The organism is Nonomuraea endophytica (assembly GCF_014203235.1).
Classification (GTDB): domain Bacteria; phylum Actinomycetota; class Actinomycetes; order Streptosporangiales; family Streptosporangiaceae; genus Nonomuraea; species Nonomuraea endophytica.
This window is the reverse complement of the sequence record NZ_JACHIN010000001.1, coordinates 903504-918513: the sequence shown is the minus strand read 5'-3', so window position 1 is coordinate 918513 and position 15010 is coordinate 903504. Positions and strand designations below refer to the sequence as shown.

16 protein-coding genes are annotated in these 15010 nt (G+C 69.6%); 8 read left to right on the top strand and 8 right to left on the bottom strand.

Translation table 11 applies throughout. The features are described 5' to 3' along the window. Window positions 1-13 precede the first annotated feature (13 nt). Genes HNR40_RS04430 through HNR40_RS04420 form a run of 3 tightly spaced genes read right to left on the bottom strand, consistent with a single transcriptional unit; the run spans window position 14 to window position 2056 of the window. On the bottom strand, window positions 14-859 hold the full coding sequence (locus HNR40_RS04430) for a Gfo/Idh/MocA family protein (RefSeq protein ID WP_221339914.1): 846 nt from the start codon (window positions 857-859) through the stop codon (window positions 14-16). Then, window positions 856-1494 (bottom strand): class I SAM-dependent methyltransferase, encoded by a 639-nt coding sequence (locus tag HNR40_RS04425; RefSeq protein ID WP_221339913.1) that lies wholly within the window; start codon window positions 1492-1494, stop codon window positions 856-858. Before HNR40_RS04425 ends, HNR40_RS04430 begins: the two co-directional genes overlap by 4 nt. A gap of 52 nt (window positions 1495-1546) precedes the next feature. Then, the gene (locus HNR40_RS04420) at window positions 1547-2056 is read right to left on the bottom strand and encodes a carboxymuconolactone decarboxylase family protein (RefSeq protein ID WP_184958526.1); all 510 of its coding nucleotides are present in this window, start codon (window positions 2054-2056) and stop codon (window positions 1547-1549) included. A gap of 133 nt (window positions 2057-2189) precedes the next feature. On the opposite strand from HNR40_RS04420, the gene HNR40_RS04415 reads away from it, so the two are divergent. Continuing rightward, a complete protein-coding gene (locus HNR40_RS04415; protein WP_312896179.1) occupies window positions 2190-2558 on the top strand; it encodes a hypothetical protein in 369 nt (122 codons plus the stop codon). A gap of 40 nt (window positions 2559-2598) precedes the next feature. On the opposite strand, the gene HNR40_RS04410 is transcribed toward HNR40_RS04415, so the two are convergent. The 5 genes from HNR40_RS04410 to HNR40_RS04395 form a co-directional block, all read right to left on the bottom strand. Continuing rightward, entirely contained in the window at window positions 2599-3504 is a 906-nt protein-coding gene (locus HNR40_RS04410; RefSeq protein ID WP_184958524.1) for an NAD-dependent epimerase/dehydratase family protein, read from the bottom strand. Window positions 3505-3986: 482 nt separating this feature from the next. Beyond that, window positions 3987-5033 (bottom strand): 2-oxoacid:ferredoxin oxidoreductase subunit beta, encoded by a 1047-nt coding sequence (locus HNR40_RS04405; RefSeq protein WP_184958523.1) that lies wholly within the window; start codon window positions 5031-5033, stop codon window positions 3987-3989. Further along, complete coding sequence (locus tag HNR40_RS04400) at window positions 5030-6865, bottom strand: 2-oxoacid:acceptor oxidoreductase subunit alpha (protein WP_184958522.1); 1836 nt, start codon at window positions 6863-6865, stop codon at window positions 5030-5032. The genes HNR40_RS04405 and HNR40_RS04400 overlap by 4 nt, the downstream gene beginning before the upstream one ends. A 195-nt stretch (window positions 6866-7060) precedes the next feature. Then, window positions 7061-7135: a putative leader peptide gene (locus HNR40_RS57800; RefSeq protein WP_376773454.1), complete on the bottom strand. Its 75-nt coding sequence runs from the start codon at window positions 7133-7135 to the stop codon at window positions 7061-7063. A 33-nt stretch (window positions 7136-7168) separates the two neighbouring features. Continuing rightward, window positions 7169-8629 (bottom strand): polysaccharide deacetylase family protein, encoded by a 1461-nt coding sequence (locus HNR40_RS04395; protein WP_184958521.1) that lies wholly within the window; start codon window positions 8627-8629, stop codon window positions 7169-7171. Between the two features lie 112 nt (window positions 8630-8741). Between HNR40_RS04395 and HNR40_RS04390 the strand changes: the two genes are divergently transcribed. From HNR40_RS04390 to HNR40_RS04360, 7 genes are read left to right on the top strand one after another with little or no spacing between them, the layout of a single operon-like run. Further along, window positions 8742-10088, top strand: a complete 1347-nt coding sequence (locus tag HNR40_RS04390) for a glutamate-1-semialdehyde 2,1-aminomutase (RefSeq protein ID WP_184958520.1) — start codon at window positions 8742-8744, stop codon at window positions 10086-10088. 19 nt (window positions 10089-10107) lie between these two features. After that, entirely contained in the window at window positions 10108-10479 is a 372-nt protein-coding gene (locus tag HNR40_RS04385) for an NADH-quinone oxidoreductase subunit A (RefSeq protein ID WP_184958519.1), read from the top strand. A gap of 18 nt (window positions 10480-10497) precedes the next feature. After that, window positions 10498-11586 carry a M48 family metallopeptidase gene (locus HNR40_RS04380; protein WP_184958518.1) on the top strand — a complete coding sequence of 363 codons (1089 nt, stop codon included), beginning with the start codon at window positions 10498-10500 and terminating at the stop codon, window positions 11584-11586. Window positions 11587-11629: 43 nt separating this feature from the next. Continuing rightward, window positions 11630-12154 (top strand): NADH-quinone oxidoreductase subunit B, encoded by a 525-nt coding sequence (locus tag HNR40_RS04375; RefSeq protein WP_184958517.1) that lies wholly within the window; start codon window positions 11630-11632, stop codon window positions 12152-12154. Next, window positions 12151-12672 (top strand): NADH-quinone oxidoreductase subunit C, encoded by a 522-nt coding sequence (locus tag HNR40_RS04370; RefSeq protein ID WP_184958516.1) that lies wholly within the window; start codon window positions 12151-12153, stop codon window positions 12670-12672. Before HNR40_RS04375 ends, HNR40_RS04370 begins: the two co-directional genes overlap by 4 nt. A 5-nt stretch (window positions 12673-12677) precedes the next feature. Next, on the top strand, window positions 12678-13619 hold the full coding sequence (locus HNR40_RS04365) for a complex I subunit 1/NuoH family protein (protein WP_184958515.1): 942 nt from the start codon (window positions 12678-12680) through the stop codon (window positions 13617-13619). Continuing rightward, complete coding sequence (locus HNR40_RS04360; RefSeq protein WP_184958514.1) at window positions 13616-14986, top strand: hypothetical protein; 1371 nt, start codon at window positions 13616-13618, stop codon at window positions 14984-14986. The genes HNR40_RS04365 and HNR40_RS04360 overlap by 4 nt, the downstream gene beginning before the upstream one ends. Window positions 14987-15010 lie beyond the last annotated feature (24 nt).

Genomic DNA, 15010 nt, shown 5'->3' with positions numbered 1-15010 from the left:
GTGGATGACCCCGTTACACCGCGGCCAGCAGCTTTTGCAGGTGCAGGCCCCTGTTCACGTCGATCTCATGGGGACGCCACTCGCGCACCGCCGCGGCGAACTCCGCGCGCAGCGCCGCCCTGGTCGGCTCGGAGTCGCCGGCCAGGGCGGCCAGGTCCAGGCGGAGCTCGCCGTGCGGGCCGTACATCTCGTAGATCGTGCGCTTGCCGACGCCCGGCACCTGGCCCGAGAGCGTCAGCTGGCTGACCGCGCCGCCCTCGTGCAGGCAGGTCAGCATGTGCACGGCCGAGCCGGCCGCGCTGACCTCCTTGATCGTGCCGAGGGCGGCGTCGAGCAGGTCGAGGCCGTGCGGGCCGGTGTTGTAGAGGACGCCGCCCGTGGTCCGCCAGGGGCTGTGGGCGAACGTGCCGTCGCGGAACTCGTTGGTGAGCTGACAGGCCCGCCCGCCGTACAGGCTGGTCTCGGCGCACGCGCGCAGGAACGCGCGCACGCCGGGACGGAAGCGGTTGGTGAGCGTCAGCATGCTCGGCACGCCCGCCCGCTCGATCTCCGCCGCCACCCGCCCGGCCGCCGCGACGTCGAGCGCGAGCGGCTTTTCGAGGAGTACGGCCCGGCCCGCCCGCGCCGCCCGGACCGCGAGAGTCGCCTGCACGTCCGGCGGCACAGCGAAGACCACGGCGTCGCAACGTTCCAAAAGCTCGCCGAACGTGGCGAACACCGGCGCGCCGACCCGCGCCGCGTTGCCGGGATCGCGCGACCAGACTCCCGCCAGCCGCGTCTCGGGACCCGCGGCGAACGTCGGCGCGTGAAACGCCCGCGCCCACGGCCCGGCGCCGGCCAGCCCGACCGAGACCGTCACGCCTTGATCGCGATCAGCGATTTGGTGAGCCCCGCCACCCTTTCGGCCCTCATCCGCGCGGTGGGGAAAAGCAGCGCCATTTCCGCGCGGCCGATCAGCTCGATTTCCAGCGCGTCCTGGAGCGCGGCCGACCAGTCGGGGGACTTGGTGTGCACCAGCGGCCAGCGCCGGTTGATCCGGGCCCGGACGTTCAGCGGCAGGAATTGGTAGAAAGGAAAAAGCACATGCGGCTCGACCGGAAAGTATCTGTAGGGCGTCTGGACCCAGAACCGCCCGGCGAGCGAGTGCACCGCGTCCGCGAACGCCTGCCGCCTGGCGTAGCCGCCCACGTGCTCGATCACCGCGTTGGAGAAAACCAGGTCGTAGTCGTCGCCCAGAATACGTTTGGGCAGGTCACAGGCGTCGCCCACTTCCGTCCTGAGCCAGCTCGGCAGCTCCTGGTCGTCGTGCGCCAGGTTGATGACGTGGACGCTGGCCGGTTTGATCGGGGCGCGCATCCAGGCGGTGGCGGTGCCGCCGAGGTCGATGACGTTCATCTGTCCCAGGTCGGGAAAGCTTTCGGCCACCCAACGCCAGCGGCGCGCCCGCGCCTTTGCCGCGACGGAATTAGGTCCGTCGACGAATAAATTCCGCAAGGGAGATCCCACCGCGTCATCTTCGCCTACGGACTGCCACCGCGCCAGCGTTCTACCCAGGTAGGCCACCTTCGGCCATCTTGCTGTAGTTCTTTCCGAGAGGGCGGCCGGGGATCGGCTTGGCGATGAGGGCGACCGGGATGAAGAAGCAGATCTGGCCGATCGTGAGGATGAGCGTCCAGAGCGCCTTGTCGTCGTAGAGTGCCGCCGCCCTGGAGTACAGCTCGTCGGGGACGCGTTCGCCTGACGGGTTCGGGGTGAGGACGGCCTCCACGAGTTCCAGCGCGACCCGTTCGGCGTCGGTGAAGTAGGGGGCGTCCCGCCAGGACGGCAGGGCGGCGATGCGCTCCTCCGTCTCCCCGGCCTTGCGGAGCAGTTCGGTCTGCCGGACGGTGTGGTACGTGCTGCCGGCGATCTGCCCGGCGCGCAGCTGGACCAGGATCACGGTGACGGCCGGGATCGAACCGTTGTGGGTGGCCTTGTTCATGGCGCCGGCGACCGTACCCACCTCGGGGAAGAACTGCATGGGGTCGGGCAGGCGCGACTCGAAGGATGCGGACATGGGCTTCTCCTTTTTCCCGGCGGACGTCTCGGAGTACCGACGGGACAGCTGCCGGGAATGTGAGGCCTCACATTTCGGCTGGCTACGTCGTCGGATTGATGACAGATCCGTTTTGGCCGTCGAGGAGTCACCCGTGTTCCTGCGTTTCGCGATCATCCTGCAAGCCGTGACCCTCTTCAGCGCCCCGATCACCGCCGGGCTGCTGCTGACCACGCCCAGCGGACGGGCGCTGCACAGCGTCTCCGCGTACTCGGTGTTCGCCGCGGGGCTCGTGCACCTGCTCGCGGTGATCCTGGTGTGGCGGCGGGGTGGCGGCGCGCCCAGGCCAGTCCTCTATTCGGCCGGGTTCTTCGTGCTCGTGCTGGCGCAGATCGCGCTGGGCATCGCGCAGGCGGTGACCCTGCACCTGCCCCTGGGCGTGCTGTTGTTCGGCTACAGCGTCGTTCAGCTCAGCCAGCTGCCGTCCTTCCGGCGTATGCGCGTGGCGCCCGACGGCCTCTGAGTGGTGGCAGGCCGGTGTCACCGGTCTGCCACCCCCTCGATCAGGACTTTCTTTGCTGGTCGGCGTACCAGGCGATCGTGTTCTTCAGCCCGTCGACGAGTGACGTTCTGGGCTGCCAGCCGAGTGCCGTCCCCGCCGGGCCGACGTCGGCGATGTGGGCACGGTCCAGCCGCCGGTCGGGCAGCGCGCCGTACTGGGGCGTGATCGGGCTGGCGGCGAGACGATGGAGCAGTTCGATCGTGTCCCTGATGGACACGCCCACCCCGCTGCCCACGTCGTACATGCCGCCGGCGGCCTTCTCACTCTCCGCCGCCGCGACGAACGCCTCGATCACGTCGTCGATGTAGATCCAGTCGACCAGCCTCGAGCCGCTGCCGATCCGGGCTGAGCGCCCGTTGAGCAGCTCCGTGGTCACGTACGGCACCAGCTTGGCGGTGTCCCGCTGGCCGGGGCCGTACACCATCGCGATGCGCAGCACGGACACGTCCACCGACCAGAGATGGTGGAAGAGCCGTGCGTATACCGTCGCCGCGGACTTGGCCGCGGAGTACGGCGAGTGCGGCACGCTCTCCTCGGAGCGCATCTCCTCGATGGACCCGGCGAAGACCAGCTTCATGGGCTGTCCGGCCGCGGCCGTGAGCAGGTTGACGGCGGCGATCAGGTTGCCGTCCAGCATGGCTCTGACCATGCCGACGTCCCTGATCCCGGTGACCTCACTGGCCAGGTGGAAGACCAGGCCGGGCCGGATCGTGCCCAGGAGGTCGGCGGTGGGCCCGGCCTCGCGCAGGTCGCACTGGTGCCAGATCTCGGCTCCGACCTGGGGCTGGGGCTGCCTGCTTACCGCGTGCACCTCGGCGCCCAGCAGTTCGAGCCTGCGCGCGAGGTGCGATCCGATGAACCCGCTGGCGCCGGTGACCAGCGCGCGAGTCCCTAACCATTGCCGCATTCTCTTTTCCCTCCTTCATGACATGTCGGAACGTGCCTGAACGGAGGGGCGGCGGCCCCCTCGGACTTGGCGGGGGGTGGCCGGGATTATGAGGGTCGGGGTCGGGCCCGGCCCTGGCGAGCCGCCGGCGGCATCGTGTGCGGCGTCGCGGGACGTACCTGCGGATCTCCCTGCGCCGTCGTTGCGGCCGCGCGGCGGCGGTGGCCGTGGTGATGGGCGAGGAGCGCTTGGGTGAGCAGTGCGCGGGCTGGGCGTGCCGTGGAGTCCTGGACAGGCGGCACGGGTGGCCGCCGCAGTCGGGTTCGACCGGCGCCTGCTCGGACTCCACGACGGAGACGTACGCGGATACCGCCGGCGGGAGTGTTACCGCCGGTAAGCCGAGGAATGCGGCTGCCAAGAGCAAGATGGCAGATAGCACGCTCTTGGCAGCCAAATGAGTCTCCGCGACAGGGGTTCTGCTACGGAGTTATTGTCGGCTCGGCTCAGCCGATGCGCCAGGTGTCGCCGCCCAGCAGAAGCTCGCTGAGATCGCCGGGGCCCTTGGCGGACGCCGCCTGCTCCAGCTGCTCGGCCATGAGCACGTCGTAGGCCGGGCGGTCCACCTGCCGGAAGATGCCGATCGGCACGTGCTCGAACGCCGGCTCGTCGAGCCTGCTGAGCGCGAACGCCAGCGACGGGTCCGGGTGGTGCGCGTCGTGGACGAGGATCTGGTCCTCGCTCACCGAGTCGCGCGCGACCACCTCGATGCCGCCGTTGGCCGCCCTGACCACGGCCTTGGACGTGCTCACGATCGGCTGGTCGTGCTCCAGGCGCAGCGTGATGTCGTCGCGCAGCTCGGGGTCCTTGAGCGGCTCGAAGGCGTTGTCGTTGAAGATGTTGCAGTTCTGATAGATCTCCACCAGCGACGTGCCCCGGTGCGCGGTGGCCTCGCGGAGCACCGCCTGCAGGTGCTTGCGGTCGGAGTCGATCGTGCGCGCCACGAAGGACGCCTCCGCGCCGATGGCCAGCGAGATCGGGTTGAACGGCTTGTCCAGCGAGCCCATCGGCGTCGACTTGGTGATCTTGCCGACTTCGGAGGTGGGCGAGTACTGGCCCTTGGTCAGCCCGTAGATCCTGTTGTTGAACAGCAGGATGTTCAGGTTGACGTTACGGCGCAGCGCGTGGATGAGGTGGTTGCCGCCGATCGACAGCGCGTCGCCGTCGCCCGTGATCACCCACACCGACAGGTCGGGACGGCTGGCCGCCAGCCCCGTCGCGATCGCCGGCGCGCGGCCGTGGATCGAGTGGAATCCGTAGGTGTTGAGGTAGTACGGGAACCGCGAGGAGCACCCGATGCCGGAGACGAAGACGATGTTCTCCCGCTTGAGCCCCAGCTCGGGCAGGAAGCTCTGCACCGCGGCCAGGATCGCGTAGTCACCGCAGCCCGGGCACCAGCGCACCTCCTGGTCGGACTTGAAGTCCTTCAGCGTCTGCTTCACGTCGGTCTTGGGGATGAGGTTCAGCCCCTTGCCGTTGACCAGCTCAGTCATTTCTCGATCACGTCCTGAATGACTCCGGCCAGCTCCTCGGCCTTGAACGGAAGCCCGCGTACGCGGTTGTAGCTGATGATGTCCACCAGGAACTTCGCGCGCAGGAGCAGGGCCAGCTGTCCCAGGTTGATCTCGGGCAGCAGCACCTTGTCGTAGCTCTTGAGCACCTCGCCGACGTTGGCGGGCAGCGGGTTGAGGTGGCGCAGGTGGGCCTGGGCGACCTTGCCGCCGGCCTTCCTGATCCGCCGCACCGCCGCCGCGATGGGCCCGTACGTCGAACCCCAGCCCAGCACCAGCACCTTGGTGCCGTCGTGGACGTCGTCGACCTCCAGATCGGGGACGTCGATCCCGTCGATCTTGGCCTGGCGCAGCCGGACCATGAGGTCGTGGTTGTTGGGGTCGTAGGAGATGTTGCCGCTGCCCTCGGCCTTCTCGATGCCGCCGATGCGGTGCTCGAGACCCGGCGTGCCGGGGACGGCCCAGGCGCGGGCGAGCGTCTCGGTGTCACGCTTGTAGGGCAGGAACTCCTCGTCGTCCGTCTTGACGGCGAACTCGGTGGAGATGTCCGGCAGGTCGGAGACCTCGGGCAGCCGCCACGGCTCGGAGCCGTTGGCGAGGTAGCCGTCGGACAGCAGGTAGACCGGCGTGCGGTACTTCACCGCGATGCGCGCGGCCTCGATGGCCGCGTCGAAGCAGTCGCTCGGCGAACTGGGCGCCACGATCGGCACCGGCGACTCGCCGTTGCGGCCGAACATGGCCATCAGCAGGTCGGTCTGCTCGGTCTTGGTCGGCATGCCGGTCGAGGGGCCTGCCCGCTGCACGTCCACCAGGATCAGCGGCAGTTCGGTCATGACCGCGAGGCCGACCGTCTCACCCTTCAGCACGACGCCGGGACCCGACGTGGTGGTCACGCCCAGCGCGCCGCCGAAGGCCGCGCCCAGGGCGGCGCCGACACCGGCGATCTCGTCCTCGGCCTGGAACGTCCGCACGCCGAACTTCTTGTGCTTGGACAGCTCGTGCAGGATGTCGCTGGCCGGGGTGATCGGGTAGGAGCCGAGGAACAGCGGCAGCTTGGCCTGCACGCTCGCGGCGATGAGGCCGTAGGCGAGCGCCTGGTTGCCGGAGATGTTGCGGTAGACGCCCGGCGCCAGCTTGGCCGGCTTGATCTCGTAGGAGACCGAGAACGACTCGGTCGTCTCGCCGAAGTTCCAGCCCGCCTGGAAGGCCGCGATGTTCGCCTTGGCGATCTCCGGCTTCTTCGCGAACTTCTGCTCCAGGAACGTGATCGTGTGCTCGGTCGGCCGGTGGTAGAGCCACGACAGCAGGCCCAGCGCGAACATGTTCTTCGAGCGCTCGGCGTCCTTCTTCGACAGGTCGAAGCCCTCAAGGGCCTTGACCGTGAGGGAGGTCAGCGGCACCGCGTGCACCCGCCACTCCGCCAGCGAGTCGTCCTCGAGGGGGTTGCCCGTGTAGCCGACCTTCTGCAGGTTGCGCTTGGTGAACTCGTCGGTGTTGGCGATGATGTCCGCGCCCCGGGGAAGATCGCCGAGGTTGGCCTTGAGCGCGGCGGGGTTCATCGCCACCAGGACGTTCGGAGCGTCCCCCGGCGTGAGGATGTCGTGGTCGGCGAAGTGCAACTGGAAGCTGGACACACCCGGCAGCGTTCCTGCGGGGGCGCGGATCTCGGCGGGGAAGTTGGGCAGCGTGGAAAGGTCGTTGCCGAACTCCGCGGTGCCCGCGGTGAAGCGGTCGCCGGTGAGCTGCATGCCGTCGCCGGAGTCACCGGCGAATCTGATGATCACACGGTCGAGTTGCTGAACCTGCTTCGTCACGGCGCCTCCTTGGCGGGCGCGGTGTGCTCGCTGGTGCCCTCGCTACGCTCGGTCACGAGTCCTCCTCGACGCGCCATTGCGCGGGAGCGGGCGCGGTCTCTGTTTCCATGCTAGATCCTCGGGAGGGTCAAGACGTTTCCTCGCCGCACAATGCGGGTAAACGCGTTGAAATTTAGGGGTGGCGGGGGAGAACGACTAAGGGTGACACAGCCCGGACGCGAGCCTGCCGAGATCGACGTGCAGGCGGGCGAAGAGGGTGGTTCGGGTCACGAGCGCCAACTATACGTCCCCCCAAAGCTTGGGCTACGTCAGGGGCTGCTTGCGTGAACCGCTCGCCCCCGACAGATACAGGCGTCCGGCCTGCATCCCAGCAGAGCCGTACAACTCTGGAACGGTGACGAAGGTGTAACCCTTCCCGCGCAGTCTTTTGAGGATGTCCGGAACCGCGTCAACGGTCGTGCGGTGAATGTCGTGCATCAGGATGATCGCCCCAGGGTGCGCGCCCTTGACAGCCCGCCCGGCCACGACCCCCGCCTTCCTGTCACGCCAGTCGCGGGTGTCGACGTCCCAGTTGACAAGCGAGACCCCGAGCTCTTTCGAAACCGCCAGAACATCCTTACTGATCGCCCCGTACGGCGGCCGGACCAGCGTCGGCCGCTCACCGAGCGTGGCCGTCAACGTGTCCTGGGTCCGGATCAGCGAGTCGGTGATCTTGCTGCTCGACAGCTTCGACAGGTCGCGATGAGCCCAGCTGTGGCCGCCGACCAGGTGTCCCTCGCCGCTCATCCGGCGCAGGAGGTCGGGCCGGGCCGCCGCGTTGACGCCGACCGTGAAGAACGTCGCGCGCGCCCCCGCGTCGCGCAACGTGTCCAGCAGCTGCGCCGTGTGCGGCCCCGGCCCGTCGTCGAAGGTGAGCGCGACGCACTTCGTCTTCGCGCAGTCAACCGTTCCCGCCTGGTTGCTGGTCGCCTCCGGGCTGTGCGTGGGCGTCACCTTCGGCGTGGTCTCCGGCGTCGGCGGCGCGGCCGCGCGGGCCGCCTCCCGCGCCCGCCGTCCCGCCGCCGACAGCAGCGGCTCCACCTCGGCAGCCGGTACGGCTTCCGCCACCCTCCCCAAGGAGCAGGCGCCGACCTGGCAGTCGTCGAACTCCACCACGAGATCCCCGTCGCGGTTGAAGGCCATGGAGTCGAACAACTCGGGGTCGGCCGCCACCCCGCCCGCCCCGCGGGACTCCAGCAGCCGGTTCACCTTCTCCGCCAGCGCGCCCAGCGCCGCCTCGCCGCCGAGCAGCCCGGTGGAGGGGAAGGCCTGCTTGCTCCGGCCGTCGTACCAGAACGTCCGGTTGGCGTTGCCCCAGTCGGCGCCGTAGAACTCGCCGGTGCGCAGCCGTACGGCGATGGCGGCGTCGGAGGCGACGGGCAGTTGCCAGTCCACGTTGAGCTCGGGCCGGGGGGCCGGTCCGTCCTTGGCGGTGGACTCGCGGAAGGCGCGCAGCTGGCGCTCGGCCTCCTGCCTGACCTTGTCGTTGAGCGGGTCGGCGCCCTTGATCTCGGGGTAGGTGATGTGCACGTAGCGGCCGCCGCCGTCCCCCTCGGAGAGGGTCTTGGTGACGAGCCCGTTGACTGCCGACGGGGTCACGAAATCGATCTTCGTCGGCTCGGCGGGGACCTTGTGGTCGCCCTCGGGGGAGGCGGTGGCCATGCCGCAACCGGCGACGGAAGCGGCAATCAGCGCGATTCCTCCGAAGAATCGCATTCTGTGCATGCGGGCCAGGCTATGGGGGCTCTTTTAGCGCTTTACCTTCCCTTGGGAATCTTGGAGTCGAGCCTTTAGCGGGGTATGTACGTAAAGGAGTTGCGTGCCTACGATGTGATGGGTGCGGGATCTAGGACCGTCTACGGGGTTCATCCAGTCGACTCTTCTGCAGCGCAAGCTCCATGACCTGGTGCCGGGCGGTGCGCACACCTACGCGCGCGGCGACGACCAATATCCGGAGGGCATGGCTCCGGTGCTCGTGCGCGGCCGGGGCGCGCGGGTGTGGGACGCCGACGGCAACTGCTTCGTCGAGTACGGCATGGGCCTGCGCTCGGTCACACTCGGCCACGCCTACCAGCCGGTGCTCGACGCCGTCCGCGACGTGCTCGACCAGGGCCTGAGCTTCAGCCGCCCCACCGAGCTCGAACTACGGGCCGCCGAGGACTTCCTCGCCCCGCTGCCCGGCGCCGACATGGTGAAGTTCGCCAAGAACGGCTCCGACGCCACCTCCGGCGCCGTCCGGCTGGCCCGCGCCTACACCGGCCGCGACCTGATCGCCGTCTGCGCGCAGCCGTTCTTCGCCACCGAGGACTGGTTCGTCGGCGCGCTGGAGATGAACGCCGGCGTGCCCGAGTCGACCAGGAAGCAGACACTCCGCTTCGCCTACAACGACCTCGGCTCGCTGCGCGCGCTGTTCGACGAGCACCCCGGGCAGATCGCCTGCGTCATCATGGAGGCCGCCACCGCCCTGGCCGAGCCCGAGCCCGGCTTCCTCGAAGGCGTGCGCGCCCTGTGCACCGAACGCGGCGCGCTCCTCGTCTTCGACGAGATGATCACCGGGTACCGCTGGGCCTACCCCGGCGCCCAGGAGTTCTACGGCGTCCGCCCCGACCTCGCCTGCTGGGGCAAGGCCATCGGCAACGGCTTCCCCATCTCCGCGCTGACCGGCCGCCGCGAGGTCATGGAGCTCGGCGGCCTGCGCACCGACCGGGCCCGCGTCTTCCTGCTGTCGTCCACCCACGGCGCCGAGACGGTGTCGCTGACCGCCCTGCGCGCGGTCATCCGCGCCTACGCCGAGCACGACCCCGTCGCGGTCATGGAGGAACGCGGCCGCGCGCTGGCCGACGGCGTCAACTCCGCCGCCCGCGAACTCGGCCTCGCCGACCACGTCGCGGCCGTCGGCCGCCCCTCCTGCCTGATCTTCACCACCAAGGACGCCGAGGGCCGGCCGTCACAGCCGTTCCGCACGCTCTTCCTGCAGGAACTCCTGCGGCACGGCGTCCTGTGCCAGTCGTTCGTGGTCTCCGCCGCGCACACCCCCGACGACATCGAACTCACCGTCGAGGCCGCCCGCGCAGCCATGCTCGTGTACGGCAAGGCCCTGGAGGACGGCATCGGCCGCTTCCTGAACGGAGCCCCGGTCGCCCCCGCCCTCCGCAGCCGCGCCGCCCCTCGCCGGGTGCGCTGACGACGGTTACGATCAGCCCATGGACAGCTACTACGGCAACTACGCTCTGGTCGCCGCGCTGCTGCTCATCGGCGTGGCCATCGTGGCCGGCGCGCTCATGGCCAACCGCCTCCTGCGCCCGACCCGGCCGACCGCCGAAAAACTCACCACCTACGAATGCGGCGTCGACCCGGTGGGCGACGGCTGGGCCCAGTCCCAGATCCGCTACTACGTCTTCACCTACCTCTATGTGGTCTTCGCCGTCGACGCCGTCTTCCTGTTCCCCTGGGCCACCGTCTTCGCCGCCCCCGGCTACGGCATGACCACGCTCGTGGAGATGTTCGTCTTCCTCGGCTTCATCGCCCTCGGCATCCTGTACGCCTGGCGCAAGCGCGTCCTGACCTGGACCTAGCCCCGGATAGAGTGCCCCATGACGTCATGGCGGGACCGGCTGCGCACGCGGCTGGCCGAAGGGCTCCACGACGAGGTCACCAACGGTTCCGCCACCGGCGGCCGCCTCGTCCGGCTGGCCTCCTACGCCGCCGCGCTGCTGGTGCACCTGCTGACGCTCGCCCTCGTCGCCGCCGGGATCTGGCTGATCACCCGGCCCGGGTTCATCGGGATCATCCTCGGCGCCGGGGCGCTCGGGCTGGCCTGGCTCATGGCGCCGCGGCCGGGGAAGCTGCCTGACGGGGTGGCGCTGGGCCGTACCGACGCGCCCGAGCTCTTCCGGCTCGTGGACGAGATCGCCGCGGCACTGCGCGCGCCCCGCCCCCACATGATCGTGGTGACCGGCGAGGTCAACGCCGCCTACGGCACCTACGGCCCGCTGCGCCGGCGCTTCCTGGAGCTCGGCTATCCGCTCTGGCTCGCGCTGACCCCGCAGGAGCGGATCGCGGTGCTCGGGCACGAGGTCGCCCACTCGGTCAACCAGGACACCCGGCACGGATTCGTCGTCGGCTCCGCGCTGGGCGCGCTGGCCGAACTGCGCGAGACCGCCCGGGTGGACGGGGACAACCTCACCTTCGGCAAGATCGTGGTGGCTCCGCTGCGGCTGGTCGTCGGCTGGTTCCACACGGCGCTCGAACTCATCACCTACCGGGCCACGCAGCGAGCCGAATACCGGGCCGACCTCATCTCGCTGCGCGTGGCCGGGTCGGAGGCCGCGCTCGCCTCGATCGACAAGGGGTTCTGGGCGCTGCCCCACCTCACCGACTACCTCGGCACCCAGGCCCACCAGGTCCGCGGCGACCTGTGGGCGGCGGTCAGGTCCTACGTGGCCGACGTGCCCGAGGACGAGCGCGAGCGGCGCCGCTTGGCAGCGCGCCAGCGGGAACTACGCGTGGACACCACCCATCCGCCCACCCACCTGCGGCACGACCTGCTGGCCGGCCGGCCGTACACCGAACCGACGGTGCGCGCGCCACGGATGGAGCCCATCGACCGCGAGCTCGACGAGGCCGCGCGGCGGATCGCGAACGAGATCGTCGACAACGCGCGCGCCGCGCTGTACATGTAGGGGGCTCTACTCTTCCGCCGCCACCCGCGCGAGAATGGTCAACATGGCCGATCTTCCGATGCCCACCGTGGGGCCGATCTCGCGGCTGGCTCCCAAACCCATGCGGTTCATACTCAACTGGGGGCGGCGCTACTCCCTGTGGGTGTTCAACTTCGGCCTGGCCTGCTGCGCGATCGAGTTCATCGCCACCTCGACCAGCCGCCACGACTTCATCAGGTTCGGCGTCATCCCGTTCGCCAACGGGCCCAGGCAGGCCGACCTCATGATCGTGTCGGGCACCGTCACCGACAAGATGGCGCCCGCCGTCAAGCGGCTCTACGAGCAGATGCCCGACCCCAAGTACGTGATCTCCTTCGGCGCCTGCTCCAACTCCGGCGGGCCCTACTGGGACTCCTACTGCGTCACCAACGGCGTCGACCAGATCATCCCCGTCGACGTCTACGTGCCCGGCTGCCCGCCCAGGCCCGAGGCGCTGCTCTACGGGATCATGAAGCTTCAGGAGAAGATCGCGGGGGAGAAGCTCAGCGACCGCTACATCTGGTCGCGCGCCCACCAGGAGGACGTGTGAGCTTCTCTTCGTGGGGCGAACGGGCCCAGCTCAGCGAGTCGTACGGCGAGCACACCGTCGACGTCGCCGCCGCCGACTGGACCGAGGCCCTCACCTACGCCCGCGACGAACTCGGCTACGAGTTCTTCGACTGGCTGACCGGCGTCGACGACCCGCCGGAAGGCTTCTCCGTCGTCGCCCACGTCTACAACCCCGCCGAACGCGCCCGGCTCCTGCTGCGCACCTGGGTGCCCCGCGCCGAGCCGCGCCTGGCCTCGGCCGTCGGCGTCTACCGGGGCGCCAACTGGCACGAGCGCGAGACGTACGAGATGTTCGGCGTCACCTTCGACGACCACCCCTACCTCGTGCCGCTGCTCCTGCCCGACGGCTTCGAGGGCCACCCGCTGCGCAAGGACTTCATCCTGGCCGCCCGCGTGGCCAAGGCCTGGCCCGGCGCCAAGGAACCCGGCGAGTCCGCGCCCAGCCGCCGCAAGACGCTCCCGCCTGGAGTACCCGCCGACTGGGGCACTGGAGGTTAGGCCACATGCTTGACGTGATCTTGCGCTTCGCCGTCATCCTCGCGGTGTTCCTGCTCCTGCCGCTCATCATCGGACAGACCGAGCACAAGGTCATGGCGCACATGCAGTCACGGCTCGGGCCCATGTACGCCGGAGGCTTCCACGGCTGGGCCCAGCTCATCGCCGACGGGGTCAAGTTCGCCCAGAAGGAAGACGTCATCCCGGCCGCGGCCGACCGCCGCATCTTCATGATCGCCCCTGGCGTGGCGCTGGTGCCGTACCTCGTCGTGCTGATCGTCATCCCCATCGACAAGAACGGCTTCGGCGTCAACCTCGACCTCGGCCTGTTCTTCGTGCTGGCCGTCATGGGCATCGGCGTGCTCGGCTCGATCATGGCGGGGTGGGCCTCGGCCAACAAATACTCCGTGCTCGGCGGCATGCGCTCGGCCGCCCAGCTCATGTCGTACGAGCTGCCGCTCGTGCTGGCCGCCTCCTCCGTCGCCATGGCCGCCGGGACCCTCTCGCTGCCCGGCATCCTGGACCAGTGGCAGTGGTGGTGGCTGCCCTGGCAGGCCATCGGCGGCGTCGTCTTCTTCCTGGCCGGCCTAGCCGAACTCCGCCGCCCGCCCTTCGACATGCCGATCGCCGAGTCCGAGATCATCATGGGCCCGATGACCGAGTACACCGGGATGCGCTTCGCCCTGTTCATGCTCGCCGAGTACGCCGGAATCGTCGTGCTCTCCTTCCTGACCACCGTGTTGTTCCTCGGCGGCTGGCACGGCCCCCTCCTGGCCGGCTGGATCTGGACGCTGATCAAGGTGTTCCTGCTGGCCTTCCTGGTGATCTGGATGCGCGTCAGCTTCCCCCGGCTGCGCGAGGACCAGCTGCAGAAGCTGGCCTGGGTCGGACTGGTGCCGCTGGCCCTGGTCCAGCTGGCGCTGACGGGGGTCGTGAAGGTGCTGCTTTGAGCTCGCTGCGCTCCGGTCTGACCGTCCTGTCCTGGTCCTCGGGCGAACTGCTCATCTCCCCTTCGTCGGTACGGCTCACGCCCGCCGCCCTGTTCCACTACCGCTACGAGCAGACCACCATCGGCGCCAACGGCCTGCCCACCTACGAACTGACCGTGACGGGGCTGGCGGTGCTCGACCAGGACGGCCTGGTCCTCGCCGACCTGCCCGGCGACTGGGAAGGCGTTGCCGCCTTCGCCCAGGAAGGCGGAGTTCCCGTACACGCGGCGCTCGACGCCCCCGCCGCCCGGGTCCGGGCCGTGCTGGCGGCCCGCGCGCCTGGCTGGAGACGCATCGTCGGCGTTCCGCCCGCGCCGCTGGCTCCCTGGCGTAAGCCGGTGGCGATCGGGCTGGGGGTGGTGGCCCTCGGGGTCATGATCTACCTGACGTCTACCGGGTTCTGGTACGTGTGGCGAGGGTTCTCGACGATCGGCCGGTTGCTGATCGATGTGGCCGAGATCAAGTGGCTGATCTTCTTGTTCAGCCCGCTGCTGTTGTTCCTGGCCCCAGTGCGCGAACGCCTAACCCGCCGCAGTGTCCACAAGGGCCTGATAGTCGGATCGACAGGCGGCCTACACCTAAAACTCACCTCCGGCACCCTCTACATCAACCGAGGCCCCCAAACCCTCGCCGCCCTCCCCACAACCCCCCACCACCCCCTCCCCACCCCAATTACCCCCACGCCCTCCTCACCGACTCCCCCCACACCCGCCCCGTCCACGCCCGCTCCCCTCACCCCGTCCCCACCAGCTCCTCCCACACCCGCCCCGTCCACGCCCGCCCCGTCCACGCCCGCCCCGTCCACGCCCGCCCCGTCCACGCCCGCCCCGTCCACGCCCGCCCCGTCCACGCCCGCTCCCCTCGACCCCTCCACGCCCACTTGCCCCACGCCCGCAGAGCCGCTACTTTCTCCGGTCGCGGAGTCGCCGCCCTCTTCGGTCGCAGAACTGCCACCCAGTCCTGCAGCGGAGGCCCGCAACGCGCAGCTTCCCGAGGCGCTCCCACCATCCACACCCGCGTCCGCTTCGCCCGCAGACCCGGCGCCGATCCCCGATGCCCAGGCGCCGTCGAATCCCGTGGACAGGCCGGAGCCCGAGGGCAGGGCTGAGGGGCTCGCCGCCCGGCTGTTCCTCTACCGCTACCGGGACCTGGCGGGTCTAGTAGTCCTGGACGCCGATGGACACCCGGTCCACCACCTCCCGGGCCCCTGGTCACCCGAGCACGTCAACCGGTTCGCCGCCCGCCACAACCTCCCCCTGGAGATCCGCACCCTCACCCACGACGAATACCTGGCCCTGACCACCCAGTCCACCGACGCCACCACGTAACCCACTCACACCCACCAGCACCCG

Coding starts and splice junctions, on each gene's coding strand:
- HNR40_RS04380 (WP_184958518.1), top strand. CDS start 10,498: ATGACGTCATGGCGGGACCGGCTGCGCACGCGGCTGGCCGAAGGGCTC.
- HNR40_RS04395 (WP_184958521.1), bottom strand. CDS start 8,629: ATGCACAGAATGCGATTCTTCGGAGGAATCGCGCTGATTGCCGCTTCC.
- HNR40_RS04385 (WP_184958519.1), top strand. CDS start 10,108: ATGGACAGCTACTACGGCAACTACGCTCTGGTCGCCGCGCTGCTGCTC.
- HNR40_RS04375 (WP_184958517.1), top strand. CDS start 11,630: ATGGCCGATCTTCCGATGCCCACCGTGGGGCCGATCTCGCGGCTGGCT.
- HNR40_RS04405 (WP_184958523.1), bottom strand. CDS start 5,033: ATGACTGAGCTGGTCAACGGCAAGGGGCTGAACCTCATCCCCAAGACC.
- HNR40_RS04410 (WP_184958524.1), bottom strand. CDS start 3,504: ATGCGGCAATGGTTAGGGACTCGCGCGCTGGTCACCGGCGCCAGCGGG.
- HNR40_RS04365 (WP_184958515.1), top strand. CDS start 12,678: ATGCTTGACGTGATCTTGCGCTTCGCCGTCATCCTCGCGGTGTTCCTG.
- HNR40_RS04420 (WP_184958526.1), bottom strand. CDS start 2,056: ATGTCCGCATCCTTCGAGTCGCGCCTGCCCGACCCCATGCAGTTCTTC.